Here is a 26,841-nt window from a genome sequence, read left to right as displayed (position 1 = left end):
TTAATGTTTATAACGAGAAGTCTCTGAAGCGGATCCACCGAGGGTTCAAAGGACTCCAGGACACCTTGAAAGCATCATTTATTTAAGTTAGATACATATTATATGTACGAAGGCATTTCATTTACACAAGATTCTTGACGCTACCAATAATTTAGATCAAATAGCACTTGTTCCTTTGCTACTAGCTATTCGAATCGAAAAGGTCCTAGATGTTCGCGGATTAGAAGTCCAAGATGATGATTATCACCTTGATTACACTAATCCTGAACAAACTTTGAATGCACATCTACGTTTTATCAAAGAATCCGGCTTAGCGGAATTTTTAGTCGAACATCCTATTCAAAATTTTAGAGATCTTGCCCGTGGTATTGAACTTGGAATTAACACCAACGCTCGTAAAAATCGCGGTGGAAAGCTTGGCGAAGACTTTCTTGATCAACAATTATCCCAGTTTGCCACCCGTGTTGAGCCCGATAGAAGTAGCGGAAAAACAGTATACACACCTGTCACAGATGACTTTTCGTTTGTTAACCAGGGAACTATCAAAGTTATGCAAAGTGCTTTTACTTTAGATTTGACTGAATCAAATATTCCAACCAATCGTCGTTTCGATGGCGCAGTTTATCAAAAATCTACTAATCATTTAGCTTTACTTGAAATTAATTTTTTTAATTCCGGCGGATCAAAACTAAAATCGGTAGCAGGTGAATTCACTAATTTACAGTCCATACTTGAGGATGCTGGATTTCAATTCATCTATATCACTTCTGGTGATGGCTGGGCTCATGATATTTCACATATCAGCTCCGCGATTGAAAAGATTAAGTATCTATTTAACTTTGAAATGGTTAAGAAAGGGTATATTGAGCAGCTGTTGAAATAACTGAAAATTTAATTCCGTCTAAATCAGCTAACTCCTACTTGGGTAGGCAAGCGAACAACTAAAGCTTGTTTACTAAAGTAGGGGTTTTTCTGTGACAGATCAAAAGTCACCATCAGGAAAAAACACAGTATTCTAAATATCTTAACACGAGTTAGAAAAACAACTACATTTACACAACCTAGTTCTTGGAAGAATAAACATTTTCTCCGCTCGCATGGGAGTAAATTTACGATACGCTAGCAGACCATGATTATACTTTTTTAGAATTTCTCTCAAACGAACATCCATTCTCACGACAGCCAATTACATCTCCCTTATACTTAATAACTAGAACCTCATAGTTTAAACCTCACTTTGTACACCAGCCATTAAGCCATATAGGAGGGTATTTTATCACACATGAAAAGTGCTTATTATAAAAACGACCTCATCAGACTATACCAAGGAGATTCATTAAAGTTAATGAAGCTAATGCGTTCAAACTCCGTCGACGTTATCATCGCTGATCCACCATACTTCCTATCAAATGACGGATTTTCAAATCGCGGTGGTAAAAAAGTCAGTGTTAACAAAGGAAACTGGGACAAGCTTAGTGATGAATACGAAAATACCGAACAATTCAATAGTATTTTTTTGACGGAAGCTAAACGCATCTTAAAACCTGATGGAACTCTATGGGTTTTTGGTAGCATGCATAATATTTTTGAAATCGGTTATCTATTGAAGAAATTTAACTATCATATTTTGAATAACATAACCTGGCAAAAATTGAATCCCCCACCTAACCTTAGTTGCAGAATGTTCACACATTCTACAGAAACACTTATTTGGGCCAAGAAAAGTAAAAAAAGCTATCAATTTTTTAATTATCAGCTCATGCGTGAACGCAATCACGGAAAACAGATGACTGATGTATGGTCAACTCCTGTCATTAAGCAAATTGAAAAACGTTTTGGTAAACATCCAACTCAAAAACCCCTAAGTCTATTCATACGAATGTTAGAAGCATCTACTAACTCAAATATGCTAATCTTTGATCCCTTTCTAGGCAGTGGTACAACTGCTGTAGCCTGTCAGAGGCTTCAGCGCCAATGTATTGGTATAGATCTTTTTAGTGAATACTTAGACATCGCTACACGTCGAATTCAAAATGAGGAAAAATAAACTTTTAACTTTTTGAATTATCTTACTGGCCGCTAATCATATCATTTATTTTCTGAAGAAAGTTAATCAAAATACTGGTGCTAGTTTAGTTTTCATCCAAACCGACACCAGTATTTTTAAATGTGCAGTCGAACATCATCAAACAACAGCTGAATCAGTATCCAATAACCCCGAATTAGTCTTCACTCCCCATAACCCTTGCAACAAAAGCTGCAAGAATTGCGCCAACTTCTGGGGCTAAAATATACAACCATAAATGCGTTAATGCACTACCACCCGCCAAAATAGCAGGACCAAACGAGCGCGCTGGATTCAATGATCCCCCTGTCAGGTTCAAAGCAACAATAATCAAGAAAGCCAATGTCACCCCAATTGTGATTCCAGCGAAGTCGCTGTTACCATGGCGATCACTCGTAACATTCAAAATTACTAGTAGAAATAAGAACGTGACTACTACTTCCACCGTGAAAGCCAATCCAGTTGAAATTTTTGGGAAATCTGTTTGTCCAAGTTGATTGGTGGCGAGACCCAATCCGCCAACAAATAATTTTATTAGTCCTGATGCTACTGTGGCCCCCAACAATTGAGCAACAATATACCCCGTTGCATCTCTTCCACCAATTCGACGATTTATTAACATAGCAGTAGTCACGGCTGGATTAAAGTGCCCACCAGAGATTCCACCAAATGCGTACGCCGAAATCGTAATTGCTAACCCAAAAGCAAGACCAATTGTTAACGTATTTCCTTCAGCTACTGTAACAGCACCTGTACCCAAGAAGACTAGCATAAAGGTACCGAAAAATTCTGCTAAATATTTCTGCATTACTCATTTCCTCCAATTTTTCCTATCTCGATTATTATAAAACAATTACGGATTGTACGGTACCATTATGCAATTTCCGCAATTTCTTAACCCCCAAATCAAACAATGTTCACAAATCCCGCGCATACTGAACGTAACCTACAACTGGAAGGATGATTCTGATGCAAATTTTTGACGTAACCGACGAACGCTTTCGGCCTTATGGGCGCATCGTTAACGCTGGTGATTTAGATGAACTGATCACGAACCTTTCCGCCGTACCTTATCCACCTGAAAAGACGCAATACGTGGCGAACACCGCTGCATTGGCCGATACCAAGGCGGCACACCGGCTGGAACAAACTTTATACGGCGGTGTCCCGACCGAGACTGGTTACTGCATCGGCCACAATCATCTGCTGAACTGTTTGGAATTCCACAGTAGTTCTGAAATCAACGTGGCGGCCACGGATTTCGTCCTCCTGTTGGGCAAGCGTCAAGACATCCACGACGACTTGACCTACGACACCGACCAACTAGAAGCCTTCCTGATTCCTAAGGGCACGGCCATCGAAGTCTACGCCACCACGCTGCATTTTGCGCCTTGTGAAGCCCCTGGCCAAGACGGTTTCCGGTGCTTGGTCATGCTCCCCGCTGGCACGAACCTGGACCTCGACTTCACCGTCGACACGCAGGACCCGATGAACCGGTTGTTATTCAAGACGAACAAATGGCTGATTGCGCACCCGGACGCCCACAAAGAAGGCGCCTTCGTGGGATTAGTCGGTGAAAACTTACGCGTTTAAGCTAAAACGAAACGAGGTCAGGCGACGAATCGTCTGGCCTCGTTTTTTTACTGATTTTGCACGATTGCCGTAATAGCCGCCGTGATGCCGCGCACATCATCGGCCAATGCCAGCGACGGTGTTCCCGGCTTGGTCACCACCTGACTGGGCAAAAACGGGATGTGCATGAACCCCGCCCGCAGCGTTGGAAATTCAGTTGCCCGCAAATACTGGACCTGATACATCAACGCGTTGCAAACGTAGGTCCCCGCCGTCGTTGATACCGTGCTGGGCAGTCCCACATCCCGAATTGCTTGTACCATCGCCTTGACCGGCAGCTCGGTGAAGTACGCCGTCGCCCCTTCAGCTTGCAGAGGCCGATCAACTGGCTGGTCACCGGCATTGTCGGGAATGCGGCCATCGGCTAAATTAATGGCCACCAGCTCCGGCGTCAACGCCGCGCGACCACCCGCCTGGCCAATGCTCAAGACGACATCCGGTCGTTTGGCCAGAATGGCCTGTCGGACAACCGGACCGACCGTTTCAAATACCGTCGGCACCAGTAACGGGATAATCTCCGCTCCCGCAATCGTCGCCGGCAATCGTTTAACCGCTTCAATCGCTGGGTTCGTCGCCTCACCACCAAATGGATCAAAACCAGTCACTAAAATTTTCATACGCAGGCCGCCTCACTTTATGAGTATTTAATGAGAATTATACACCAGCGAGACGGTGCCGCCACTTATTTTTGCTAATCGATCGCATCAATCGTGAAGACCCGCGCGCTGAAGTCAGCAGAGGCCTCCACACCTTGCGTGGTCGCTAACAAATGGGGAATGAAGAGACCCGCGTTCATCAGCTCATCGCCGAAGTAAACGTGATCATCCCCGCTGACCCGATACCGCTGATTTGCCAGTAAACCGCGCAAGTAGAGACGATGATACGCCGGATTAGGTTGGTTCAAAATTTGGTAACGCGCCGCTACCGCATGGCGGCCGTCGCCACTGACGACTTGCCAGCTACCAACGTTGCCATCCCCCGCAAATGGGTTGTCCAACCGGTAGAACGTCCCTTGCTGGAACAACTCGCGGTGGGCCTGGTAAAAGGCAACTTGTGCCTTAATGGCCGCTTTTTCCGCCGCCGTGCATTGCGTCACATCGAGCTCGTAGCCCAGGTCGCCGAAGTAAGCCACAGCTGCCCGCGTGTCCAGCGGCGTGATCCGGCCCGTTTGGTCGTTGGGCACTGCGGAAACGTGCGCACCCATCATCGCGAGTGGGTAGCCATACGACGTGCCGTACTGAATACGCAACCGTTCCACGGCATCGGTATCGTCGCTGGTCCAGGCTTGCGGCGCATAGTACATCATTCCCAGGTCGAACCGGCCGCCACCAGAGGCACACGATTCAAACAACACGTGCGGATAAGCCGTCGTCAGCCGGGCATATAACTGGTAGACCCCTAGCATGTAGCGGTGAGCGAATTCGACTTGACGCTCAGCCGGGAGCGTATCGCTAAACGATTCCGTAATGTTCCGGTTCATGTCCCACTTGATGTAGTCCAGATGCGCCGCTTGAATCAATTTGCTAATCTTACCATATAAGTAGTCCACCACTGCCGGATTGGCCATATCGAGCACAAACTGGTTCCGGCCAGGCGTCATCTCCCGTTGGGGGGCGACGACCGTCCAATCGGGATGGGCCCGGTACAGGTCACTGTCGATAGAAATCATTTCTGGTTCAAACCACAGACCAAACTGCAGGTCCAAGCCATGGATTCGGTCGGCCAGATGGGCAATGCCGTTCGGCAATTTAGCCGCATAAACGTCCCAGTCGCCCAGTGACGTGGTGTCGTCGTCGCGATGACCGAACCAGCCATCATCCAATACGAACATTTCAATGCCCAGTTGCTTGGCTTCACGGGCAATCGCCATTAACTTGTCTTCATCAAAATCGAAGTACGTGCCTTCCCAGTTGTTGATTAAGACGGGCCGCGGTTGTTGCGCAAACCGGGGATTGACCAAGTGGTGCTGGTAGAAGACGCCCATTTGCTGGCTCAACTGATTCAGACCAGCGCTGGTGTAGCTCATCACGGCTTCTGGCGTTTGGAAACTTTGGCCGGCCGCTAATTGCCAGCCAAATTCAGTCGGATTGATGCCCGTTAAAATGCGCGCCGTACCAAAGGCGTCGACCTCGACTTGATCCAAAAAGTTACCGGAATAGACCAGGTTGAACCCGAGTGCAGCCCCGTGATCCTCGTTGGTGTCTGGCCGGGCCAAGGCAATGAACGGGTTTTGCTGGTGGCTGGAGGCGCCCCGCAAGCTACCCACGCTCTGAATCCCACTCCGCAACGGTTGGCGCAGTAAATGCCGTTCGCGCGCCCAACTCCCGGAGAATTGTAGGAGGTCATAGTTGGCGTCCGGCAGGTCCAATTGCAAACTCAACGCGCGGTCAAGCATCACGGTTGACTGACCTCGATTGGTGAATTTCGCACTGCGCACGATGACATCTTGATGTGGAAAGACCGCATAACTCAGGGTCAACGTCAGGTCCGTCACGGCATCGACCAGCGTGATAATCAGCGTTTGCGCATCGTCGTCACTGTCGTCAAACGTGGACGGGAGGTCGTCCAGTCGTTGTTTACCAGGCAAAATTTGATGATCCCGGTAGCGAAACTCACTGATGCGACTGCCATCCGGTCCGGTAATCTGGAAAGCCGGGTCGCGGTAGTCCCCTTTACCCAAGCTGGCAAATTCTTGCTTCAACGTTTCTGGTTGAAAGTCGGGATGGTCCAGCCGCCAAGCCGGAATGGCCCCGTGCTCTTCACGAACGGTCAGTTCAGGAAAAGCCGCCTGGTCATGGATTCGCTGCCCGTAGTAAAGCTGGCCCAACTCCCCATTTTCCATCACGTGAAAGATGTAGCTGGTATGGTCCGTTTGCAAGTGAAATTGATGTTCCTTGACTAAGATTGACATGTGCGTACTCCCTTCATAATTGATGACACCTAAAGTTATCGTAGCATAGTTTGTAAGCGCTGACAGCTAACTTAGTCGGTAACCCGGAAAAAAGTCCCCTCACTAATACAAACGAAATCCAACGGAAATTTGTCACCCCCTGTTCGCAAAATAAGCCAAAAAATCGGGCCTAACCTTTAAGTGGTTACGCCCGGTAATTATTTCTTTAGTTGTTATCTGAAGATTACTTATATAATACGAGGTTGAAAGCTGAATTAATACCTTGACTCCCGAAGTGATAGCGTTTTGTCCACTAAAATTAGTGAAACCAGAGCCTGCATCAGCCAGGATTCCGCCTGCTATAGGGAACACCTCCAGCCTGCGGAGCGGTCTTCCGGTTCGCTCCACCCTGGCTGTCTCCGGCGAGTTGATGATTTTCAGCAACGCTGTGTTAGTTAAGAAATTGTTGCCAAATCAGCTGTTATCTGGGGCTAAGACGACTTTTACTGGCAAGCACACTTGTAGCCGAGAGTCCGCCAGTCCTCACTAGGATGCTATAAACGATTACTTGATTGTCGTCAACGCTTGCGCAATGGGCGTATCGCCGCTCCCCATCATGATGACTTTGCCAATGGTCGCTGGCTGTGAAATCAGGTTCGCCAAGACCGTGGCCACATCGCCCAAAGGATTTTCTCCCGGTGCCTGCACATCGAACGTGACGCGTCCAGTCGCTGGCGTTTCTGTCAAAATTCCCGGCTGAAGAATCGTGTAAGCCAACTTGGTTCGGTGAATCAACCAGTCATCCGCAAAGTATTTAGCAATATTGTAGTCCGTCAAGTTCGCCAAATATCCCTCTGACCAACGTTCTGGCTGCAACGCGAATGCGGAGCTCAAGTGGATGAAACGTTGGACTCCCGCTAATTCACTGGCTCGCATAACATTAACTGCGCCGTTCAGGTCTGTTTGTAAGAGGTCTTTGCCCCGCGATCCCGCCACAAAATAGACCGCGTCTTGGCCCGAAAGTTTCTGGGCCATTTCTTGCGGTGCAGCATGCAGGTCAAAATAAACTGTCTCCGCACTATCCTGAGCGTGTCGCGACGCCGCAATCACCGTGTGTCCCTGTTGACGTAATTGCGTAACCAACAATTTACCGATGCGACCGGTACCGCCAATAACCATAATTTTCATGTGAGTCCTCCTAATCTTTAATCGTTAACATATTCGTCTGCTTGACTCGTGAGGAGCGAAACTGATTGACGGGTTGTTGACTCTCATAGCCAAGCGCAATCCCCATAATGAGGCGGTGGTCTGCCTCAAGACCTAATGTCTGCCGCAACATGTCTGGATACTTAATCAGCTCGTAAGCCGGAATCGACTGTATGCCTTGATTGGTAGCGCTCAATTCAAGCAGCTGGGCAAACGCCCCCAGGTCAAAGATTTCCCACTCATTCACGGGTGCCTGCACGACCAAATAAGCGATCGCTGGCGCATTGAATAAGCCGCTCTGAAAATCAATCTCATTGCCAGTCTGCCGCAAGTGTTGGCTAAATTCAGTATTCCACGTTGCGATATTTTGCCGCGCGCTGGCGGACCATTCCGTTCGGTGGGCAACGGTCAAATCTGCATTGCCCAAAATTCCTTGCTGAGTCAGCTGGCGATGCTGCTGGCGAATCTGTTGCAACGTCTCACCAGTCGCAATGACTACTTGCCATGGTTGCGCATTCGCCCAAGAGGCAGCCTGCTGGGCCTGCTGGACCAATTTTCGTAAAACTTCTGCGTCAATAACTTGATCCGTAAAATCTCGTGTCGAGTGACGCTGGTTCACAACTTCAGTAAAATCCATTTGCCATTCCTCCCAGTAGACAAATTGCCCACTAAATGCTAAGCTATCTTTCAACGTGGTGCTACTATAACACCAGCCTTAAAGTAATCACAAGATGATAAATGCCCACACATTTGATTTAATAGTGGTCACCTTGCACACTGGAGGAACAATTTTGAAAACCGAAACTTTATTATTAAAAGCAATTCAAACCGCCACTCTGGATCAACTGACAGCACTGGTTGCCGATTATCTAGAACAACCCATCTTAATCGTTGACCAGTCGGGGAAAATCATCAGTCAACAACACGCCCCACTGACCGCCATCCCCACCGACTGGTTGGACCCGCTGGCCACTGACAACCGCTATACTGATGGCCAGCAGCAATTCATCCGGGACGTTTTGAATCCGCAAGCGCTCAATCCGTGGTATCTCTTCTTAGCCCAATCACCCAGCTACCCCCTCACGCAACAGCAGGTACAACTGGTCTTGCAGGTCATCAATAACTTCACGGACCGGTACGCTCTCAATCCGAATCAAAACACGGCTAACGCTGCGCTGGCTCAACTATTAGCGACACCGGAAACTACGGACACACAGTTATTGCAATCGCTGACGACAGAAAGACTCATTTGCGTCACCGCCACGGCCACGCAGCAGGCCCCCCATCAGGCCGGTCTACTGGCAGCCTTGCGCCAATTAGCCGCTCCGCTACCGTTGACCGAAAACCAAGCCGATTTGGTCTTTTTGCTGACCGAATCCCAGTTAGCTCAGGCGCAACCACGGTTAGCGCAACTAGGCCAGCAGTTCGATCACTATTTCTTTTTATCCGAGCCCTACGCTGACATCGTCCAGACGCCGGCCTTTCTCAGCATTTGTCGCCAAGCCAGTGAAATGGCGCAGCAATTGGGTACGCGGACGGTCGTCAACTCGACGCAAAAATACAATATTTACGTCATCCTCAATCACGTCGACAACGGCGCCTTACTCCGCAATACCATGTGCACGCAGCTATTGACGCTGAAACACTACGACGACCAGCATCACGCCGAGTTGTTTCACACGCTCTTCGCTTACCTGGAAAACGACTGCCACGTCAGTAAAACGGCGACCCACCTGCATCTCCACCGCAACAGCCTGGCTAAACGACTCGCCAAAATTCAAGCGCTGATTCCCGTTGACTTCACCAATCCGGATAAAACTTTTGGCCTACGCCTCAGCTATCGACTTTTTCATTTTCTTCAACTCTAATCCTGAAAGGAAGACCCATCATGGCATTAACCCAACTCAATCTCGGCAGCGAACTGGGACTTGAGGTCCTGCACCAACGCTGGTACGCACTCATCTTGTACCAACTTGATCCCGCCCCGACCGACTTCATGGAATTACGGCGGACGGTCCGCGGCATTTCCACGTTCAACCTGCTACTACGATTGAAAAAGCTTACAGACTGGGGACTTATCACCAGCATTCCCGAGGATGACTACAGCTACCGTCTCACGCCCAGCGGCGTCATGTTTCACAACATTTTGACCTCACTGGAAGACTGGGGTAATCAACAGCTGGTTCACGAACTTTCACGTTAATCGAAAATGGGTCTGGGACAAAACATCCCAGACCCATTTTGCGCCAACTTTAAATGGCCGAAACGTGCGCCAAAAGGCAGCCGGTTCCGCTTAAAATTGATAACCAAACAATCCAAGCCCGAGATTATTCGGTTATCAGCCTTAATGCTCGCCGGCTAACCGCCTTTTGTCCCACTCTCCTTTACACAACAATCAATTAATCTTGCTTGTCACCTTTATTCCAAGTCTTTTCCAGTTCTGCCACGATTTCTGCATGCTTGGCCTCGGTGATTTTGACCTTCTTCAGGAAAATGAAGGTCCCAATCAGCACCGTGATGGCCGGTGCTACCACCATGATCAGCTTAAACGTCAAGACGTTGCTAGCGGTGATGTCGGCAACCTTGGCGTTACCAGCCATCCCTGCCAGCACCGCCGTCATCCCGGTAATTCCCGTCACGATGGCCCCGGCACATTTATCGATCAAAGGCCGGACGGATAAGACCAATGATTCATCCCGGTGTCCCAACTTCAATTGCCCGTATTCCACGATATCCGTGAAGGTCATCAAGACGACCAGGAAAATCAGTGGTTGTGGCAAGTTAAACAGCGCCCCCGCAGCAATCACTAGCCAGACATTTTTATCCGCAAAGGCAAAGATGCTCAAGGCGACCAGTAAGATCACAATACAGGAAACGAATACGTTGCGCCGTTTGAATTTCTTCGCCAACGCTGGAAACATGGAAACGGCCAGGAACCCAATAATCATGTTGGCCACCCCGAGGATGGAGAACATGGCCGCATGCCCCAGGACGTACGTGAAGTAGTACAGCATCAATGAGTTCGTCAGGTACGCGCCCATCCCGTAAAGCAGGTAGGCACAGGACAACCACATGAGTTGGTCGTTGTGGACCAGCACACCGAGGACCTGTTTAAACCCAGTTTCTTCTTTGTTTTCCCGCAGTGGCGAGTCCACTTCGCGGGTCCCGAAGCCAATAGAAAGCGCTCCCAAAATAGCGATGATGGCAGCAATCGCGGCGTAGATGAACCACCCGCGTGAGTCCCCGGTACCACCAGTATTGGTGTTGGAGAAGAACAAAATCACAGGAATGATGGTCACGGTCACAATCGTCCCCCCTAGCGTAGAACCAATCCGGGCAAACGTGGCCGTCTTTTCCCGTTCCAGTGAGTCAAATGACAGGGCCGGTAGCATGGACCAAAGTCCAATATCTTTAAACGAGAAGAAAATATCCATAATGATGTAAATAAACGTGAAAACAAACAGGTACAGGAATGGCCGCGCCGTCAGTCCCCATAAATTACTGAATAAGAGCATCATACAAATGCCAGAAATCAACGTCCCCACGATGACCCAGGGTTTGAACTTCCCCCATTTGGTATTGGTCTTGTCGATCGTATTGCCAATGAAAGGATCAATGAACAGTTCCGCGATTCGCAGAACAAAGATGATGGTCGTCATGAGTCCAATCATCCGGTTGTTCGCCGCCGTATCACTGCCATTAAACAAGTGATTGGTCACGAACATGATGAAGTAGCTGTTCATGACTTGGTTAAAGAGGTCATGGCCAAACGCCCCAAAGGCATAGGTCGTCCGCGTTAAGACTTTATTTTGGTTGCCGTGTTGTTCTAATTCCATGCTTTCATCCTCGATTCTGTCAAATGCCTAGACGCGCTGGTACGCGGGTAAGCTGGCCAGGGTAACGGGCACATCGACTTCCGCCGGCCCCGTGACTGGCTGAGCCAATTCATCGGTCACAGATTGCCACTGACCGGCTGGGAAATAAATCGACTTAGTCGTGGCGTGGGGTTCAATGACCGGCGCCACCAAAATTACGGGGCCCAACTTGAACTGCGTCTTCAAATAAGCTTGCGGGGTCTCAGGGTGATCATAGGCCATCGACTGCACGATGGGTTCACCCGTCTTGGCCGCATTCTCGGCTAATTTGATAATGGTCGGTGCAAACCGCTGGTGTAAGTCAGCCGCTTCCCGACAGAGATCGAGGTGGTCTTGGTCTAGTACCCGCCAAGGCGCCAAGGAAAACTGCATCATAGGCATCAGCGCAGAGCATTGTGCTGACCGGACAATCAGTTCTTGGTCAAAATGGTCGAGCTCCACTAGGCTCCGAATTTCACCGCCACCAATCATATCTGGGCAACTAAAGTAATACCCCATTAGGCCCTGAATGATCGTATCCGGAATCAATTCAGACAAGCCATCGGTTCCCCACTCAAAACGCTTGTCTTGGAGGCGATTGACCAGCGGTGCGCCTTGATTTTTATACATCGCCCGGAACTCATTGTAGGCAAACTCCTGGCCGAAATGCCCCCACAATTCCGTTTGCTGCTCAGGCGCCAGTTCCATCTTGGACACGTCGTCTGCTTGATAAAAATGCGGGTCACCAGCGTCTAGTTTGAAGCCATCCACGCCAGTCTTGGCCTGCAGGTCTTGGAGCGTTTCCTTGAACCACTGATAGGTCGCCGGATTGCTCAAATCTAAAATAGCACTGAAGCCATTCCACCATTCCCGGACAACGGGCTTGCCATCCGGCCGCATCAGTAACATCCCTTTAGCCAACAGATCCCGGTATTCCTGTGAATCGGGACTGACGAAGGGACATGCCCAAACCATCACTTTGAATCCTAATTTATGTAACTCTTGAATCATTGCTGGGGCATCGGGGAACTTGCGCGCTGAGAATTCCCAGCGGCCATAGTAGTCCGCCCAGAGGTCGTCGATCATGATGATCCCGGCCGGAAAGTCATTTTCAATAATGTGGTGTGCATATGCCAACACGTCGGTCTGGTTTTGCTGGTAAAGCAGTTCCATCCAGGTATTCCACTGAGGGAGCTCGAAAAAGTCAGCGGGCGGCATACTCCCCAGTTCAAAGGTGTGTTGGGCCAACCACTGTTGTGCACCCTTGAGGCCCTCGGTGCCGGCCACCAAGCGAATCTGGTCACGGGCAATCACGTTAAGACGATCATCGGCCACCGTCACAGAAAATGGCGATTGACTCGTCATGACGCGGCCCTTAGACGAAATAAAAGCTGGTGCGACTTGATTGCCGTTCACCAGATGAATGAGATTCAGGGTATACGCACTCCCCTTGGTCAGCGGGTACTGCGACCCGTCCGCAATACTTCCGCCATACCAGTCTTCGCCGGATAGAATCTCAATTTGAAGTGGTTGCTTTAGGTTGGTCGTTAATTCGTTGACAGTAATCATCACAAAATTCCTTTCCAAATCCAATTTTGAAACCCAACTTCCGTCAACATCATATCGAACTCCCACAGAAATTGGTAGCAAAGTGAATCGCTTTCATATAACCCATTAAGTCTTTCTACCGGACAAATAGTTAAATCACTTGCTTTACCGGCTTAAAACGAACGCCATGTATTGATTTGGTATGCTTTCTGTATCATTTTCATTAACCCTACTGACTTTGAAAGCTCCCTCGGGTATGATGAAAATGTACCTGAAAATAGAAAAGTTAGTCGACCCGTTCATTTTGAAAGGTGGAATTTTCATGAAAGTACGTCAACATCCTTGGACCCGGAAAGCCGCTGGGTTACTTTCCCTAGCTGCCATCACTTTGCCCCTGGTCACCTCGACCGTCCAAGCCAGTGCCGCAACGGATGACCTCACCCCGAAAGCCGCGCCATACGGCTATTTCATCGATACCTATCAGGCCAACGTCGCCAAAAACACCTCGCCGCAGACGAACCCCGTCGTCGGTGAAATGGCTGAATTCTCTACATATTGGGCTGACGGCAAAAAACTTAATGCCGGACTGCTCGACCAAAACGTCGCCAAGGCCGCCACGATTACTCAGCAACGCAATGACCGTGAAGCAGAACGTTCCTATTTGACTGACCGCCGCGACCTGCGCTACAACTTGATCTCTGGGCTGGGACCTTACGCCAACGCCTTCATTCAAAATGCGGATGCCAAGACTGATTTCACTTCAATGCCTAGCACCCCGCTACCCGCCAACGCGCCTTACAGTAAGGTCGACTGGGCAGCCACCTCATCTAAGCTGGGCCCCTTAGTCCAGTTGGTCAACACCACGGCACGCTCGCCATTCTCCGGTACCGGGGTGGTCAAGCACGTCGTTAAATATGAACGGCCTTACCGCCAAAGCAAGGACGTCAAGGTCGTGCCTGCTTTGGCCAACGTGATGGCCCACGCCAAACCGGACGACTACGACTTTCCTAGCGGCCACACGACTGCGGCCTTCGAAACCGGGTTGACTTTGGCCTATGCGGTTCCAGAACGTTTCCAAGAACTGATCACCCGCTCCTCTGAAGTGGGCTACGACCGGGTCCTGGCTGGACGGCATTCACCGTTAGCCGTCATGGGTGGCCGGATGGTCGGTACCGCAATGACTGCCGCGACGCTCAGTGACAGCAACAACCAAGACTTGATGAAACAAGCTTACCAAGTCGCTCACAGCGACGCCCTGCTCAAGAGTCCGGTCGCCAAGTCTACTGATGACTTTAGCGATTACCAAACTAACCGTGACGCCTACCGTTTCCGGATGACTTATGGCTTCAACCAAACGGGGAACACGACCGCCGCCATGCGTGTACCTAAAGGCGCCGAAGTCCTGTTAGCAACCCGCTTACCTTACTTGTCAGCGGCCCAACGGCGCGACGTGCTCTACACGACGGGAATGCCTTCTGGCTACCCGGTCATGGATGACGCCGAAGGTTGGGGTCGTTTGGACCTCTTCTCCGCTGCTAACGGCTACGGCGCCTTAAACGACAACGTCGCCGTGACAATGAACGCTAAGCAAGGCGGTTTCAATGCCAAAGACAACTGGCGCAACAACTTGGCCGGCAAGGGCCGCTTGACCAAGAATGGCTCTGGTCAACTGACGCTCAGCGGTCACAACACCTTCACCGGCGGTACGACTGTCAAGGGCGGGACCCTGCAGCTGGCGACAGCCACCGCTACCGGTAAGGGCAACGTCAACCTGACTGGCGGCACCCTGCAACTCAGCACCGCCAAGGCTACGGTCAATGGCAGTTACCAACAAAAACACGGGAAATTAAAATTGGCTCGGAATAGTCACCTAACCATTAAGAAGACGGCTAAGCTCGGGGGCACCCTGACGCTGACCAAAGGCGCCTTGAAGAATGGCACGAAACTACTGACATTCCACAACCACAAGGGCAAGTTCAGCCATGTTTCCGGCTTACCTAAGGGCTGGCACCTCAGCTACACCCAACACGCCGTTAAACTCGTTAAATAATCTTGCGTGATCCAAAAGGACCGCAACTACCGGCACGCGCCAATAGTTGTGGTCCTTTTGCTTACGCTTTAAATTGAATTCGCACGTAATCACGGTAAATCGGCAGACTCGCCATCAATTCCTGATGAGTGCCATGACCACTGACATGGCCATCTTCAATGAAGTAAATGTTATCCGCATCCACGATTGTACTCAGCCGATGGGCAATGATCAGCGTCGTCCGGCCTTTCATCAATTCGCTCAAGGCCTGTTGTACCATAGCCTCTGATTCAGAGTCCAGGCTGGCCGTCGCCTCATCCAGTAATAAAATCTGCGGGTCCCGCAAAAAGGCGCGCGCAATCGCCAGTCGTTGACGTTGACCACCACTGACCTTAACGCCCCGTTCACCGACCTGCGTTTCTAACCCGGCCGGCATGTGGTGGACAAATTCATCAGCCGAAGCTAATTTCAACACCCGCCACAGCTCGTCGTCACTGTAAGCTTGGTCAGACCCATAAGTCAGGTTATGACGAATCGTGCCGGCCATAATAGCAGAGTCCTGACTGACATAACCAATCTGTGACCGCCAATCGTTGAGGTTAACGTTCGCAATATCTTGACCACCAATCGTGACCTGACCATGCTGCGGCTGGTAATACCGCTCAATCATGCCAAAGATAGTCGACTTACCCCCACCAGATGGCCCCGCAAAGGCCACGACCGTATTGGGTTGCGCTTCAAAATTCACATCGTGTAAAACGGGTTGGCCGTCATCCTCATAGGCGAAATCCACGTGTGTCATAGCCAAAGTTTGATCCTTCACGGATTGCGTTGGCCCCACTGTTAGTGGCTCTTCTGCTTCTGCCAACAGGTCGCGGACCCGTTCGGTTGACCCATTGGCCTTCGACAGATCTGTGAAGAACCGCGCCAACGTCCCGGCCGGACCAATGATTTGGAACAGATACATGAGAAAGGAAAACATCGTGCCCATCGACATGGTCCCAGCCGACACCCGCACCGCCGCGTAGGTCAAGACACCGATGAAGACCGCCAACATGGCCGCCGTCATGGCTGGTCCCGCGATGGCATCGTAAATGGCTTCCTTCAAACCAATTCGGTACAGATCATTAATCTGTTGCGTTCCATTGATCGTTTCGTAGGCCTCCGCGTTAGAGGACTTGACCAAACGAATTTCACTTAGCGTTTCATCCGTTGCCCCACTGAAGGTCGCCATGGCATCCTGTCGCTGATGGCCGATTTTACCGGACTGGCGCATGATGGGAAACATGACTGCCATCACGACGGGGACCGCCACGAACATAATGGCGGTCATCCGCCAATCCATCAGTAACATAATCACCAACGCCCCCACCAGTTGTAGGAGTGAGGTCACCATTTGGGGAAACGAATTAGCCAGCAAATTCTTGATCTGCATGGTATCGTTGACCAAGCGTGACGTCATTTCACCGACCTTGACGTTGTCAAAGTAGCTGACCCGTAGGCGCACTAACTTTTGCCACAAGGTCTCACGTAACCGGGCCACGACGTTTTCGCCGAAGAACCCCAAGAGCGCCCCCGAAACAGCACTGACACCGGCACTCACAACGAAGAGCGCAATCACGGTAATCAGTAGCGGACGGTTGAGGGCGTGGCCCAGTCCGTTGATCAGTGCCTGAGCTAGCTTAGGGACCGCCAATTGGGCCCCCGTTGCCACGATGCCGAGGATAAGGCCGAGCCACAATTGCCAATACTTCGGCTGTGTTTGACGAATCAATCGTAGAAATGCTTTGCTATCAAATTTACCAGTCGGCCGTTGTCGGGCGGCCGCCGGTACGACTCTTTGTGCCATCTCTCTATGCCTCCAACGTCTGTACGCCTAAAATCGTGGCCAACCGCCTAGCGGTCCGCGAGCGCCCCCACCAAAATGCGGATGGTCGTGACCCATCATCTCGCGCCAGTCTAAATCATCGACGTGATGGTTGAGCTTCGTCAATAGTTCTGCCAATTGGGTCTGTTCAGCGTCGGTCAAACCAGCGAATAGCCTGGTAGACCAATCATCCATGCGGGCATCGTACTGGTCAAACATCTCCCGCCCCTGCGCACTGAGCTTAACGATCACCGCCCGCTTATCCGTCTCGCTAGGGACCCGTTCTACCAGACCGGTATCGACTAGTTTGGTGATCAGCGCGCTCACGGAACTGGGCCGAATATCTAAAATCTCGGCAATTTCGGCATTGGTCAAGCCGTGCGTCGACTGGCTGAGCACCTGTAACAAGCCCATCTGACCGCGCCCACCGGGTCCACCATGTCCCCCCATGCCTGGTTGATGGCCCACTGTCATCAATAACGCCCGATTCTGTAGTAACTTACCGAAGATTTTCATTAAATCTCGACTTTTTTCTGTCATGAAAATTGGCCTCCTCGTTCTTGATGGCATTATATTAGCATGATAGTTAGCTTTTGTAAACTAAAGCTAACTAAATACTAACAATTTATTTTAATTACCGGTTGCCAACTCAAAAAGCGAGTTCCATCAAACCCGCTTTTCCTTCTCTATTTTAATTAAACCCCTGCCCAATAACTGTATAGGCAGTCGCCTTACCGATAGTATAGAGGCTAGCAAATCCAGTGTCATCCCCGAGCCAATTGTCCGTGTAGGCGTACGGCGTGTGTAGATTGGTCAAGCTGACCCGGTATTGACGGGTACCTGTTTTGGCGACCCGCCTGCTGGTAACGCCGGCCGGTTTTACCTTGGTGTATAGGGAAACACGACTCCCCTTGACCGTGGCCTGGGTAATTTTGACACTCTTGGTTGGCCGCTGGTCGAACGCATAGGTCCACTGATAGCCGCCATCACCAGTCACAACGTGAGGATGGTTCGGGTAATATTCCAAATAGCCGTCCGCCGTGATCCGAATCTGATGACTGGTAATTTGGGGCACCTGACTCAGGGCCTTTAAACCACCACTCAACAATTGCCCACCACCATAGGGTAGCGCGTAGACTGGCCGTTTGATTTTGGCCGCTTGACTGGCTTTGATTTTCAGTACCAACGTCCCCTGACCCACGGTCCCCATTTTTTTCAAGGTAGCAGCTTTCAAGCCATAGCGCACGTCGGCAGCATGGCTAGTTTCCGTCTTCACCAAATACTTGCCCTGTCTGGTCGCGCTAATAATCGTCCCCTTGGGCAAGGTCAGCTTACGTTGAATCATAGCCCCACCCTTGGCACGATAGGCTGCCAGTTTGGCCGGCGTCTTGGTCTTGAGCCGATAGTAGGTGTTCTTAAAGGCGCCTTGTTGCGATTCATAGTTGTGTAACCAGTCACTACTAGAAATTGGCGTCGGATCAGCCGTCTCCGTGGCAGCCTGCGCAGACGTACTCCCCATGGTAGTTGCTAATACGCCCAGCGTCAGTAATACCGTTAGTTGTTTTTTCATCGTTTTTCTCCCCGAATTTATCTTGAAAGCAGTATAGCATGGTCCCTTACCAAAAGATACAAAAATCGGGTCGACCCCCTTAGTCAGTCGACCCACGAGTTATTTTGCTTCAAATGATATGCTACGTGCACCAATTTCACACAATTACTGATTGACCGGTACAATAAATTTGCCGACTTTTCAAATTTTCCTAGCTATTCTTCGCGAAAACAGGTACACTAAGTGATGCAGGTTTGCGCCTGCCCAGTTGCTCTGTACATTCCAGATGCAACCTATGGATCAACTGGTGCCCTCATCTCGGATTGATGAGGGCTTTTTTGTGCCTAGAATTAGCACTGAGCCGCCCACGGGGAGCAACTAAGCATCCACGTAATACCATATTGATCAACGATGGTCCCCATTTTATTGCCCCAGAATTGTTGGGCGTACGGCATCTTCACGGTCACTTTGCCAGAAGCCATCAGCTTAGCAGATAATTGCTCAAGCGCCGCCACGGCTTTAGCGTCGGCACTGTTGATGTCCAGCATGACCGAGACTTGATTGGACGGCTGGGTCTGCCCACCAAATGCATCTGAAAAACTAAAATTCAAGCCTAAAATTTTAAAGCCGCCGTACATCGTGATATCAGTCAGGTCAACGCCGGCCGGTACCCCGAAGATCTTAGCCTGCTCCTGATTGGGACTCAGGCGGTATACATCCGTCGCCCCAAAGACTTCTTGATAGTAGGCCACTGCCGTTTTGGCATCAGCAAAGGAAAAATAAGGTGTCGTCCGCGCATCCATTTCACACAGCTCCTCTTCATTTAGTTAACCTTATTAAACAAGCTTCTTACCGGCCTGTCAAGCCACGCACCCGGTTGACAACGGCTCTGGTTTCCCCCACACTTGATGCAGGATTACCATGAAAGAAGGAAAACAACGTGACTTGGTTACTGGTCGTCATCGCCGGCTTCCTGGGGGGCTTGGTACAAGGACTAACGGGCTTTGGTGCCGTTATCATTATGATGATTTTTTTACCCAATATCTTACCCATCGATCAAAGCGCCGGGGTGGCAGGATTGATGATGCTCGGTAGCGTGCTGACCTTGGTGTACCGCAACCGCCATGAGATTCAGTTGAAACGCATCATCATCCCCTTTCTAGTCTACGCTAGCGTGGCCAGTTGGTCCGTTCATTTGGGTCACGTCTTAGATGTCCACTTACTGCGGATGATGCTAGGCGGATTGCTGGTGGCATTATCATTGTATTTTTCATTTAATAAAAACTCAGGTAGCACCGCCTATCCCTGGTATATCGCTGGGATGTTCATGATCATCTCAGGCTTCTTCAACGGCTTATTCGGTATCGGCGGTCCGCTCATGGCCCTGTACTTTTTGTCCAAGGCCCGCTCGCTACCGCAATATCTGGCCGACTTGCAGACGTTCTTTTTGATTGATACTTTCTACATCACCACGTTGCGGGTCGCTAGCGGCATTGTCACCGTTCATTTGGTTCCCTTCATCATCATCGGCATGCTGGGTGCCATCACCGGGACGACCATCGCGGCCCACCTGTTGACCCACCTGAAGGTCGACGTCATGAAACGCATCATTTACGTCTTCATTGGGCTCAGCGGTCTCTATTACTTATTTGTCTAAAGGTTGAAAGCTGAATTAATGTCTTGGCTCCCGGAGCGACAGCGTTTTGCCCACCAGAACTAGTGAAACCAGAGCCTGCGTCAGCCAGGGTTCCGCCTGCTCTGGGGAACACCTCCAGCCTGAGGAACGGTCTTCCGGTTCGCTTGAAAGTCTGGCAAAGTTCGCCAGTCTTTCAAGTCGCCCCACGGTGTAGGCTGAGAAAAGACCTCAGCCAACACCGTCGACACAGCTGGCTCCACCCTGGCTGCCTCCGGCGAAGAGTGACGATCATCAGCAATATTGTGTTAGTTCAAGACTAGTTGCTAAATCAACTGCTGGCTGGGGCTAAACCAATCGTTACTAGCACACACACTTGAAGCCGAGAGTCCGCCAAATATGGGTTCAGCCGTGGGAGTTGCCTTAGTGGCGCGGTTCATGCCGCTTAGGCAACTGGCGTCTTTGAGACGTGATTTCCGGCTCAAAGCGAGGCCGAGACCGTTTCTCAGGCTCGGTCCGGTCCGCCCACCGCGTTCCAACCCATAGTTGGCGGACGGTAGGCGGCCAGCTCAAACTACGAAGCTGTAAATGACTAATTCTTACACCATGATTCGCGTGGTGACAATATTTCTAGCTGATTTTCAGCTTTCAACCTTCAGTTATTTGTTTAAAAAAAGGCGCAGCCGGCGACGGTTGCGTCTTTATTGTTTCACTTCTCAGGTACTTCCCCCAACCCATCAGCCTTGCGCAACTGTCGTGCCAACAGCCAGCATACGAACACCATGACCGTTGACAGCAGGTAGCTGAATTTGATACCGACCAACTGACTATTCATGGACCAATGGATGTGGCTGGTACTGGTCAAACTGATGATAGCCACCAGCAAGGCCGTTCCAAATGAAGCCGCCACCTGACGCAGCGTGTTATACACGGCCACCCCATCGGGAATCATCGCCAATGGCAACATCGACCAAGCGTGCGTCTGAATGGGAATCAACACCAGCACCAGGCCCAACTGGCGAATCGTTTGGCCCGCAATCACGTAGGCCATCGAGGAGTGGCTGCCGGTCGCGCTCAATAGCAACGACCCGCTCATGTCGATGGTCAAACCAATCATCACCATCCGGCGGAAGTTATATTTATCATAAAAGCGACCACTCAAGGGCGAAATAATCGCTGTACAGACCGACCCCGGTAACAGCGTCAATCCTGACACGAAGGCACTCTGATGGAAAACGTTTTGCACCAGCACCGGAATAATGATGGCATTGCCATACATCGTGACCATTAACAACATATTGATAATCAGTGGCAAGTTAAACTGGCGGTACCGAAAGACGTGAAGATTCAGTAACGGCTGGGACTTGGTCCACTGACACTTGACGAATAGGCCCAGTAGAACCAGACCAATGACCAGGGGAACGACCCCCTTCACCGACCAAAATGCCGTCTCCCCAACATTAGAGAAACTGTAAAGCGCCGCGGTCAGACCGAAACCGGACAGCAATAGGCCCGTGCGGTCGAGTCGTTGCTGGTGCAGGTCACCCACATTTTTCAAAAATTTCGGTGCCAACGCTACGTCCACTAGCATCAGGGGCAGCGTCAACCCAAATAAGTACGGCCAACTGAGGTGGGTCAAAATGACCCCGGCCACGGTCGGTCCCAACACCGGCGCTAGGTTCAACGCCAGCCCGACGATACCCATTGCAGCCCCGCGTTCACTGGGTTTCGTCGAGGTCATCACCACGACATTGACCAGTGGAATGATGATCCCGGCTCCCAGCGCTTGAATCATGCGACCCACGATGAGAATCGGATAATACGCCGCCGTGGCCCCAATCAGTGACCCGACGATAAAAATCAGTGACGCCGTCAAATACAACTGGCGGGTCGTGTAGCGTTTGATCAGATACGCCGTGGTGGGAATCATCAAGGCGTTGATCAATAAGTAGCCGTTGTTGAGCCACTGTCCCTGGGCGGTCGTGATATGAAACGCCCGCATGATGGCGGGTAAGGCAGTGGACATCAACGTCTGGTTCAAGACACTGAGGAACGCACCAACCATGATCAGGCTAAAGGAGAAGCGGTTCTTATGCATATGTAGGTAAACGACCTTCCAGAATTGAGAATTTTAAAAGCGTGCTTTATTTAGCTTACTAACGATGTTTCGGCTTGTCAATGAGAGACGCACCTGCCGATTGAACGTTGTCGTCTCTGAATCAATCACGCTAATCGACTATTTGGTAAACGCATTTTTCAACGACTGCACATAAAAAACGACTATCTGTGTCCAGGATAGTCGTTTTTCATCTAATGTATTTATGATTCTGCGATACCAGAAATGACGGATAATTCATGCATATCGTCGCCTAAATCTTTGTATAGGTTCCGGTATAATTGGTAATACTTGTTGTAAGTCTCGTGTTGCGCCGCACGTGGCTCAACTTTTTCACCTAAGACCTGCCACTTCTGCACTTCATCAGTCGTCAAGGTATCCGTTGCCAAACCAGCTAACATCACGTCACCCAAGTTAGCTTCTGCGTCGTCAACCGGTGTCCGAACGGCATAGCCCGTAACGTCGGCAAACATCTGGACCCAGTCCTTAGAGTGGGTCACCCCGCCGGCAATGACAATGTAGTCGCCTAAGTCACGACCCGTGCTTTCAATACTGTGCCGCAATGCGTAGCAGACACCTTCTTGGAAAGCATGGAATAAATCAGCTTTCGTGTGTACTAGTGAGAGTCCGAAGACCATCCCTTTAGCATCGGAATTCCATACCGGTGCCCGCTCACCCATGAAGTAAGGTAAGACGACCAAGCCGCGACTTCCAGCTGGCACATTCTTAGCCTCTTCACCGAGGGTTACGTAAGCGTTATGACCGCCCTGGTTTTGAACGGCAACTTCGGCATCTCCAAAGTTATCCCGGAACCACTTGGTAATGGCACCGGCAGTTGCTGAGCCACTAAAGTTGTAAACCAACTCACGTGACTTGTAAGGGTATGGCCAAACAATCATGCCGCGTCCCTTGATTGGCTTCTCGCTAACCAAGGCCGCGTTCATTGAGGAACCGATGGCCGCGACATAACGGCCAGGTTCCAAAACGCCCATACCAATGTTTGCCGCACCAACGTCGACCCCACCGGCAATAACTGGTGTACCGGCATTCAATCCCAAATCAACTGCAGCTTCTGTCGTTAACCGACCGGCAACTTCTGTGGCATCAACGAACTTCTGTGGCATCTTGTCCATTGGCACGCCCATAGCGTCCATCATTTCCTTGGACCAGGTACCCGTGTTGATGTCAAAGAATCCCCCAATATTACCAGCAGCAGAGTAATCAATTGAGACCGCGCCAGTCAACTTGTAAATGGCATAGTTGTTTGGTGGCAAGAACATTGCCGTCTTCTTCCAGTTTTCTGGTTCATGATTCTTAATCCACAAAACCTTCGTATACCCATAATAAGGATCAACAACGTCATTCCCGGTAATTTCAGATAACCGTTTCAAATCAACATTGGCTTTGACCCATTCAGTTTCCTTGGCCGCTCGGCGATCCATCCAGATCAAGTCTGGTCGAACTGGATTCATGTCCTTGTCCACTGGTACGCCAGAGCCACCATACAAACCGCTTAAACCAATACCTTTAATGTCATCCGGATTGACACCGCTGGCTTTCACAACGGCGCGAATAGAATCTCGAACGCCTTTGTCCCAAACATCTGGCCACTGTTCAGCCCACAACGGGCGTGGCGTCAAAACGTCATATTCTTCCAAATCCTGAGCAATCAGCTGACCCGTGGTGTCCATCAGAATACTCTTCGTTCCGGATGTCCCAATGTCAGTCCCAATTAAATACTTCATGAGTGGTATTCCTCTCTTTTCCTAGTAATTTCTATAATTAGCCCACCGCTAACTATCGTGCTCACCGGCACGCGTAACTAGCGACGAACCAACAACGGTCTACCATGCGGTGAAGGCACCATCAACTAAGTAGTCAGCACCCGTTGAGAAGCTGCTGGTATCGCCGGCCAAGTAAACAGCCATGCCTTGTAATTCATTTGGTTCACCCAAACGGCCAAGTGGTGCCCAGTCATTCCAGGTCTTGATCAATGGCTTCAAGTCTTCAGAGTTCAAGGTCAAGTCAGTACCCATGTAACCAGGACTCATGGTGTTGACCCGCACGCCCTTCTTAGCCCATTCAATCGCTAAGGACTTAGATAATTGAATAACCCCGGCCTTCGTAGCATTGTAAGAGCATTGTGGTTGTGGCCGGTTCACGATGTGAGCAGACATGGAAGCCGTGTTCACAATGGAACCAGAACCTTGCTTCAACATGTAACGACCAGCTGCCGTAGAGCACAGGAACACAGCATTCAGGTTCAGGTTAACGACCTTTTGCCATTGCGCGAAGGTCATCTTTTCGGCTGGCACATTCAAGCAAACCCCAGCGTTGTTGAATGCGGCATCCAAGCCCCCTAATTCCTTAACGACCGTGTCGACCATGTTTTGAACTTGGTCGGGATCCGTGACATCGGTTTGAATTGCGATGGCCTTTTGCCCTGTGGCCTTGGCGATTTCAGCAGCAGTTGCTTGTGCCTTGTCGATGTTAATATCAACAATGGCTACATCGGCACCGGCTTCAGCCAATCCAGTAGCCATGGCCTTACCTAATCCTTGTGCCCCGCCAGTGACGTAGGCTTTCTTACCATCCAAACGCATACGATCCAAAATACCCATGAATAATTCCTCCTAAATTCAAAGTCTTTTTATAAAACGACTTTGTTTAATTCGTGAATAAGCATAATGCCATTCTTTTTAAAAGTCAATAGCTTTTTGACACCGTTTTCATTTTTGTAATATTAATTGATCTCTGAATCCGCCTCCTTAAGGGTTCGCTCACGCTTCAACCGCTTCTGTAATTCTGCCACAATCTTTTGGTGCTTGGCTTCCGTTAGATCGACCTTGAAGTAAAATAAAAGCGCTGCCAAAACCAATAAAACGATGGGAATATAGAACATAAATAAATTGAATTGTGTCACGCCCGCCGCCGTAATATCAGCCGGCTTGGCATTTCCTGTCATCCCGGCAACAACGGCGACAATCCCAACGATACCATTGGAAGCAGCCCCTGCTAATTTATCAATCAGTGGCCTTACAGACAGGGTAACAGACTCATTACGAACACCATTGACCAGCTGACCATATTCGACACTGTCGGTAATTGTCATTAAAGTTGCCAAGAAAATCAGCGGGTATGGGAAGAAGTAGAACGATACGGCTAACAGGACCAGGCCCAAGCTTTGGCCCGCAAATAGGAAAATCACATAGCCAATCAACATAAAGACAATCCCACCAATGTAGATGGCCTTGCGATGAATCAGCGTCTCCAACGTTGGGAACAGTCCCACAGAAATGACCCCGAGAATACACGTGATGACCCCAACCCAGGTGTAGGCCGCCGCGTTGCCCAGCCGATAAGTAAAGTAATACATCAGCAGTGAATTGGTGACCACGTAACTGAAGGCAAACAAGAAATACGAAGCCGCCGTCCACAGCAATTGCTTATTGCGGCCAATTGCACGAAAAATGTCGGAGACCGTCGTGTGTTTAACGTTGGCCCGAATCAGGTTATGTTCTTCCTTCAGGTTCAAGCAAGTAATCAGCGCGCCACCCACACATAACAGGGCAACGATGAGAACGTACCCGGTCCAGCCAGCACGAGTCTGTTGGCCATATGGCACCTTAGAAATCAGATGAGAAAATAGCAAAATCGCTGGTGTAATAATGACGATGACAATCTGTGCCCCTAACGTAGAGCCAATCCGTGAAGCGGTCCCAAATTTCGTCCGGGTCCGATTATCCAAGCTAACCGCTGGCAGCATCGACCACAATGCGATATCGCTAAACGAATAGAAAACATCAATCATCAAGAATGTAATCGCTACCAAGACTAAGTAAAAAATCGGACTGTTCCAGGCTAACCCAAAGTAGTCTGAGAACAGGAAGACCAACCCGATGGCCGCTACGACAGAACCAATCATGATCCACGGTCGGAATTTTCCCCAGCGGGTATTCGTATTGTCAACGATACCCCCAATCATCGGGTCAAACATGATTTCACCAACACGGATTACAACGACCATCGTCGTCACAATCCCGACCATCTTTTCGTCACCGCTGTTCGTAAACAGCTGACTCGTCAGAAACATCATGAAGTAAATACTCAGCGTATTATAAAACGCGTCGTGTCCAAACGTTCCTAGCGCATAGGAAATATATTTTCTCACCAGAAGCACCTCTCTAAAATTTGCTTATGTGGTTTTATAAAATCATTTTATAAAACTAATTCGATTGCTATTATATCTGCAAACGTTTTCGGGTGCAATCCTTTTTCTTTATAATTATTTATTTCACAATTGGTCCAATTAATCACAATTACCTGTTTGTTGGACCTCATAAACCTATACCAATAAAGCAATTATTTTCAAATAACTTTCACTTGATCATTTATTTCAATAGCGATTTTGCAGAAAAGCTTGGCTAAGCCACCCTCAAAGACAGCGGTTAC

22 protein-coding genes are annotated in these 26,841 nt (G+C 49.7%); 7 read left to right on the top strand and 15 right to left on the bottom strand.

The window, feature by feature from the left end; translation table 11 throughout:
* The first annotated feature begins 91 nt into the window (after nt 1-91).
* Nucleotides 92-883: a DpnII family type II restriction endonuclease gene (locus EKM83_RS06595; protein WP_125575838.1), complete on the top strand. Its 792-nt coding sequence runs from the start codon at nt 92-94 to the stop codon at nt 881-883.
* A gap of 399 nt (nt 884-1,282) precedes the next feature.
* Nucleotides 1,283-2,047 (top strand): DNA-methyltransferase, encoded by a 765-nt coding sequence (locus tag EKM83_RS06590; RefSeq protein ID WP_125575837.1) that lies wholly within the window; start codon nt 1,283-1,285, stop codon nt 2,045-2,047.
* 175 nt (nt 2,048-2,222) lie between these two features.
* Here EKM83_RS06590 and EKM83_RS06585 read toward each other — a convergent pair whose 3' ends face one another.
* The gene (locus EKM83_RS06585; protein ID WP_125575836.1) at nt 2,223-2,873 is read right to left on the bottom strand and encodes an MIP/aquaporin family protein; all 651 of its coding nucleotides are present in this window, start codon (nt 2,871-2,873) and stop codon (nt 2,223-2,225) included.
* Between the two features lie 161 nt (nt 2,874-3,034).
* On the opposite strand from EKM83_RS06585, the gene EKM83_RS06580 reads away from it, so the two are divergent.
* Nucleotides 3,035-3,658, top strand: a complete 624-nt coding sequence (locus tag EKM83_RS06580; protein ID WP_125575835.1) for a DUF4867 family protein — start codon at nt 3,035-3,037, stop codon at nt 3,656-3,658.
* Between the two features lie 47 nt (nt 3,659-3,705).
* Here the strand turns inward: EKM83_RS06580 and pcp are convergent, their stop codons facing one another.
* From pcp to EKM83_RS06560, 4 genes are all read right to left on the bottom strand, one after another.
* Complete coding sequence (gene pcp, locus EKM83_RS06575) at nt 3,706-4,314, bottom strand: pyroglutamyl-peptidase I (RefSeq protein WP_125575834.1); 609 nt, start codon at nt 4,312-4,314, stop codon at nt 3,706-3,708.
* Between the two features lie 74 nt (nt 4,315-4,388).
* The gene (locus tag EKM83_RS06570) at nt 4,389-6,608 is read right to left on the bottom strand and encodes an alpha-galactosidase (protein WP_125575833.1); all 2,220 of its coding nucleotides are present in this window, start codon (nt 6,606-6,608) and stop codon (nt 4,389-4,391) included.
* 543 nt (nt 6,609-7,151) lie between these two features.
* Nucleotides 7,152-7,775 carry an NAD(P)H-binding protein gene (locus EKM83_RS06565; RefSeq protein WP_125575832.1) on the bottom strand — a complete coding sequence of 208 codons (624 nt, stop codon included), beginning with the start codon at nt 7,773-7,775 and terminating at the stop codon, nt 7,152-7,154.
* A gap of 10 nt (nt 7,776-7,785) precedes the next feature.
* Nucleotides 7,786-8,430, bottom strand: a complete 645-nt coding sequence (locus EKM83_RS06560) for a nitroreductase family protein (protein WP_125575831.1) — start codon at nt 8,428-8,430, stop codon at nt 7,786-7,788.
* 154 nt (nt 8,431-8,584) lie between these two features.
* Here EKM83_RS06560 and EKM83_RS06555 point away from each other — a divergent pair, with 154 nt between their 5' ends.
* Together EKM83_RS06555 and EKM83_RS06550 are read left to right on the top strand one after the other, a co-directional pair.
* Nucleotides 8,585-9,661, top strand: coding sequence for a helix-turn-helix domain-containing protein (locus EKM83_RS06555; protein ID WP_164505611.1), 1,077 nt, complete (start codon nt 8,585-8,587; stop codon nt 9,659-9,661).
* A 20-nt stretch (nt 9,662-9,681) separates the two neighbouring features.
* On the top strand, nt 9,682-9,996 hold the full coding sequence (locus EKM83_RS06550; RefSeq protein ID WP_125575829.1) for a winged helix-turn-helix transcriptional regulator: 315 nt from the start codon (nt 9,682-9,684) through the stop codon (nt 9,994-9,996).
* Nucleotides 9,997-10,192: 196 nt separating this feature from the next.
* Here the strand turns inward: EKM83_RS06550 and EKM83_RS06545 are convergent, their stop codons facing one another.
* Together EKM83_RS06545 and EKM83_RS06540 are read right to left on the bottom strand one after the other, a co-directional pair.
* Complete coding sequence (locus EKM83_RS06545) at nt 10,193-11,629, bottom strand: glycoside-pentoside-hexuronide (GPH):cation symporter (RefSeq protein ID WP_125575828.1); 1,437 nt, start codon at nt 11,627-11,629, stop codon at nt 10,193-10,195.
* 27 nt (nt 11,630-11,656) lie between these two features.
* Nucleotides 11,657-13,216 (bottom strand): glycoside hydrolase family 31 protein, encoded by a 1,560-nt coding sequence (locus EKM83_RS06540; RefSeq protein ID WP_125575827.1) that lies wholly within the window; start codon nt 13,214-13,216, stop codon nt 11,657-11,659.
* Nucleotides 13,217-13,517: 301 nt separating this feature from the next.
* Between EKM83_RS06540 and EKM83_RS06535 the strand changes: the two genes are divergently transcribed.
* Nucleotides 13,518-15,245 (top strand): phosphatase PAP2 family protein, encoded by a 1,728-nt coding sequence (locus EKM83_RS06535; RefSeq protein WP_125575826.1) that lies wholly within the window; start codon nt 13,518-13,520, stop codon nt 15,243-15,245.
* A 61-nt stretch (nt 15,246-15,306) separates the two neighbouring features.
* On the opposite strand, the gene EKM83_RS06530 is transcribed toward EKM83_RS06535, so the two are convergent.
* From EKM83_RS06530 to EKM83_RS06515, 4 genes are all read right to left on the bottom strand, one after another.
* Nucleotides 15,307-17,073 (bottom strand): ABC transporter ATP-binding protein, encoded by a 1,767-nt coding sequence (locus EKM83_RS06530; protein ID WP_125575825.1) that lies wholly within the window; start codon nt 17,071-17,073, stop codon nt 15,307-15,309.
* Between the two features lie 27 nt (nt 17,074-17,100).
* Nucleotides 17,101-17,631 (bottom strand): MarR family winged helix-turn-helix transcriptional regulator, encoded by a 531-nt coding sequence (locus tag EKM83_RS06525; protein WP_125575824.1) that lies wholly within the window; start codon nt 17,629-17,631, stop codon nt 17,101-17,103.
* 151 nt (nt 17,632-17,782) lie between these two features.
* The gene (locus EKM83_RS06520) at nt 17,783-18,661 is read right to left on the bottom strand and encodes a hypothetical protein (protein WP_125575823.1); all 879 of its coding nucleotides are present in this window, start codon (nt 18,659-18,661) and stop codon (nt 17,783-17,785) included.
* Between the two features lie 329 nt (nt 18,662-18,990).
* Complete coding sequence (locus tag EKM83_RS06515; protein WP_125575822.1) at nt 18,991-19,443, bottom strand: VOC family protein; 453 nt, start codon at nt 19,441-19,443, stop codon at nt 18,991-18,993.
* 137 nt (nt 19,444-19,580) lie between these two features.
* Between EKM83_RS06515 and EKM83_RS06510 the strand changes: the two genes are divergently transcribed.
* Complete coding sequence (locus EKM83_RS06510) at nt 19,581-20,297, top strand: sulfite exporter TauE/SafE family protein (protein WP_125575821.1); 717 nt, start codon at nt 19,581-19,583, stop codon at nt 20,295-20,297.
* Between the two features lie 685 nt (nt 20,298-20,982).
* On the opposite strand, the gene EKM83_RS06505 is transcribed toward EKM83_RS06510, so the two are convergent.
* The 4 genes from EKM83_RS06505 to EKM83_RS06490 form a co-directional block, all read right to left on the bottom strand.
* Entirely contained in the window at nt 20,983-22,371 is a 1,389-nt protein-coding gene (locus tag EKM83_RS06505) for an MDR family MFS transporter (RefSeq protein ID WP_125575820.1), read from the bottom strand.
* Between the two features lie 221 nt (nt 22,372-22,592).
* Entirely contained in the window at nt 22,593-24,134 is a 1,542-nt protein-coding gene (locus EKM83_RS06500; protein WP_125575819.1) for an FGGY-family carbohydrate kinase, read from the bottom strand.
* Nucleotides 24,135-24,233: 99 nt separating this feature from the next.
* Nucleotides 24,234-25,010: an SDR family oxidoreductase gene (locus EKM83_RS06495; protein WP_125575818.1), complete on the bottom strand. Its 777-nt coding sequence runs from the start codon at nt 25,008-25,010 to the stop codon at nt 24,234-24,236.
* 122 nt (nt 25,011-25,132) lie between these two features.
* Nucleotides 25,133-26,560: a glycoside-pentoside-hexuronide (GPH):cation symporter gene (locus EKM83_RS06490; protein ID WP_125575817.1), complete on the bottom strand. Its 1,428-nt coding sequence runs from the start codon at nt 26,558-26,560 to the stop codon at nt 25,133-25,135.
* Nucleotides 26,561-26,841 lie beyond the last annotated feature (281 nt).

Source organism: Levilactobacillus angrenensis, from assembly GCF_003946085.1.
Taxonomy (GTDB): domain Bacteria; phylum Bacillota; class Bacilli; order Lactobacillales; family Lactobacillaceae; genus Levilactobacillus; species Levilactobacillus angrenensis.
This window is presented reverse-complemented; position numbering and strand designations above follow the sequence as displayed.

Coding starts and splice junctions, on each gene's coding strand:
- EKM83_RS06590 (WP_125575837.1), top strand. CDS start 1,283: ATGAAAAGTGCTTATTATAAAAACGACCTCATCAGACTATACCAAGGA.
- EKM83_RS06585 (WP_125575836.1), bottom strand. CDS start 2,873: ATGCAGAAATATTTAGCAGAATTTTTCGGTACCTTTATGCTAGTCTTC.
- EKM83_RS06580 (WP_125575835.1), top strand. CDS start 3,035: ATGCAAATTTTTGACGTAACCGACGAACGCTTTCGGCCTTATGGGCGC.
- pcp (WP_125575834.1), bottom strand. CDS start 4,314: ATGAAAATTTTAGTGACTGGTTTTGATCCATTTGGTGGTGAGGCGACG.
- EKM83_RS06570 (WP_125575833.1), bottom strand. CDS start 6,608: ATGTCAATCTTAGTCAAGGAACATCAATTTCACTTGCAAACGGACCAT.
- EKM83_RS06565 (WP_125575832.1), bottom strand. CDS start 7,775: ATGAAAATTATGGTTATTGGCGGTACCGGTCGCATCGGTAAATTGTTG.
- EKM83_RS06560 (WP_125575831.1), bottom strand. CDS start 8,430: ATGGATTTTACTGAAGTTGTGAACCAGCGTCACTCGACACGAGATTTT.
- EKM83_RS06550 (WP_125575829.1), top strand. CDS start 9,682: ATGGCATTAACCCAACTCAATCTCGGCAGCGAACTGGGACTTGAGGTC.
- EKM83_RS06545 (WP_125575828.1), bottom strand. CDS start 11,629: ATGGAATTAGAACAACACGGCAACCAAAATAAAGTCTTAACGCGGACG.
- EKM83_RS06540 (WP_125575827.1), bottom strand. CDS start 13,216: ATGATTACTGTCAACGAATTAACGACCAACCTAAAGCAACCACTTCAA.
- EKM83_RS06535 (WP_125575826.1), top strand. CDS start 13,518: ATGAAAGTACGTCAACATCCTTGGACCCGGAAAGCCGCTGGGTTACTT.
- EKM83_RS06530 (WP_125575825.1), bottom strand. CDS start 17,073: ATGGCACAAAGAGTCGTACCGGCGGCCGCCCGACAACGGCCGACTGGT.
- EKM83_RS06525 (WP_125575824.1), bottom strand. CDS start 17,631: ATGACAGAAAAAAGTCGAGATTTAATGAAAATCTTCGGTAAGTTACTA.
- EKM83_RS06520 (WP_125575823.1), bottom strand. CDS start 18,661: ATGAAAAAACAACTAACGGTATTACTGACGCTGGGCGTATTAGCAACT.
- EKM83_RS06515 (WP_125575822.1), bottom strand. CDS start 19,443: ATGGATGCGCGGACGACACCTTATTTTTCCTTTGCTGATGCCAAAACG.
- EKM83_RS06505 (WP_125575820.1), bottom strand. CDS start 22,371: ATGCATAAGAACCGCTTCTCCTTTAGCCTGATCATGGTTGGTGCGTTC.
- EKM83_RS06500 (WP_125575819.1), bottom strand. CDS start 24,134: ATGAAGTATTTAATTGGGACTGACATTGGGACATCCGGAACGAAGAGT.
- EKM83_RS06495 (WP_125575818.1), bottom strand. CDS start 25,010: ATGGGTATTTTGGATCGTATGCGTTTGGATGGTAAGAAAGCCTACGTC.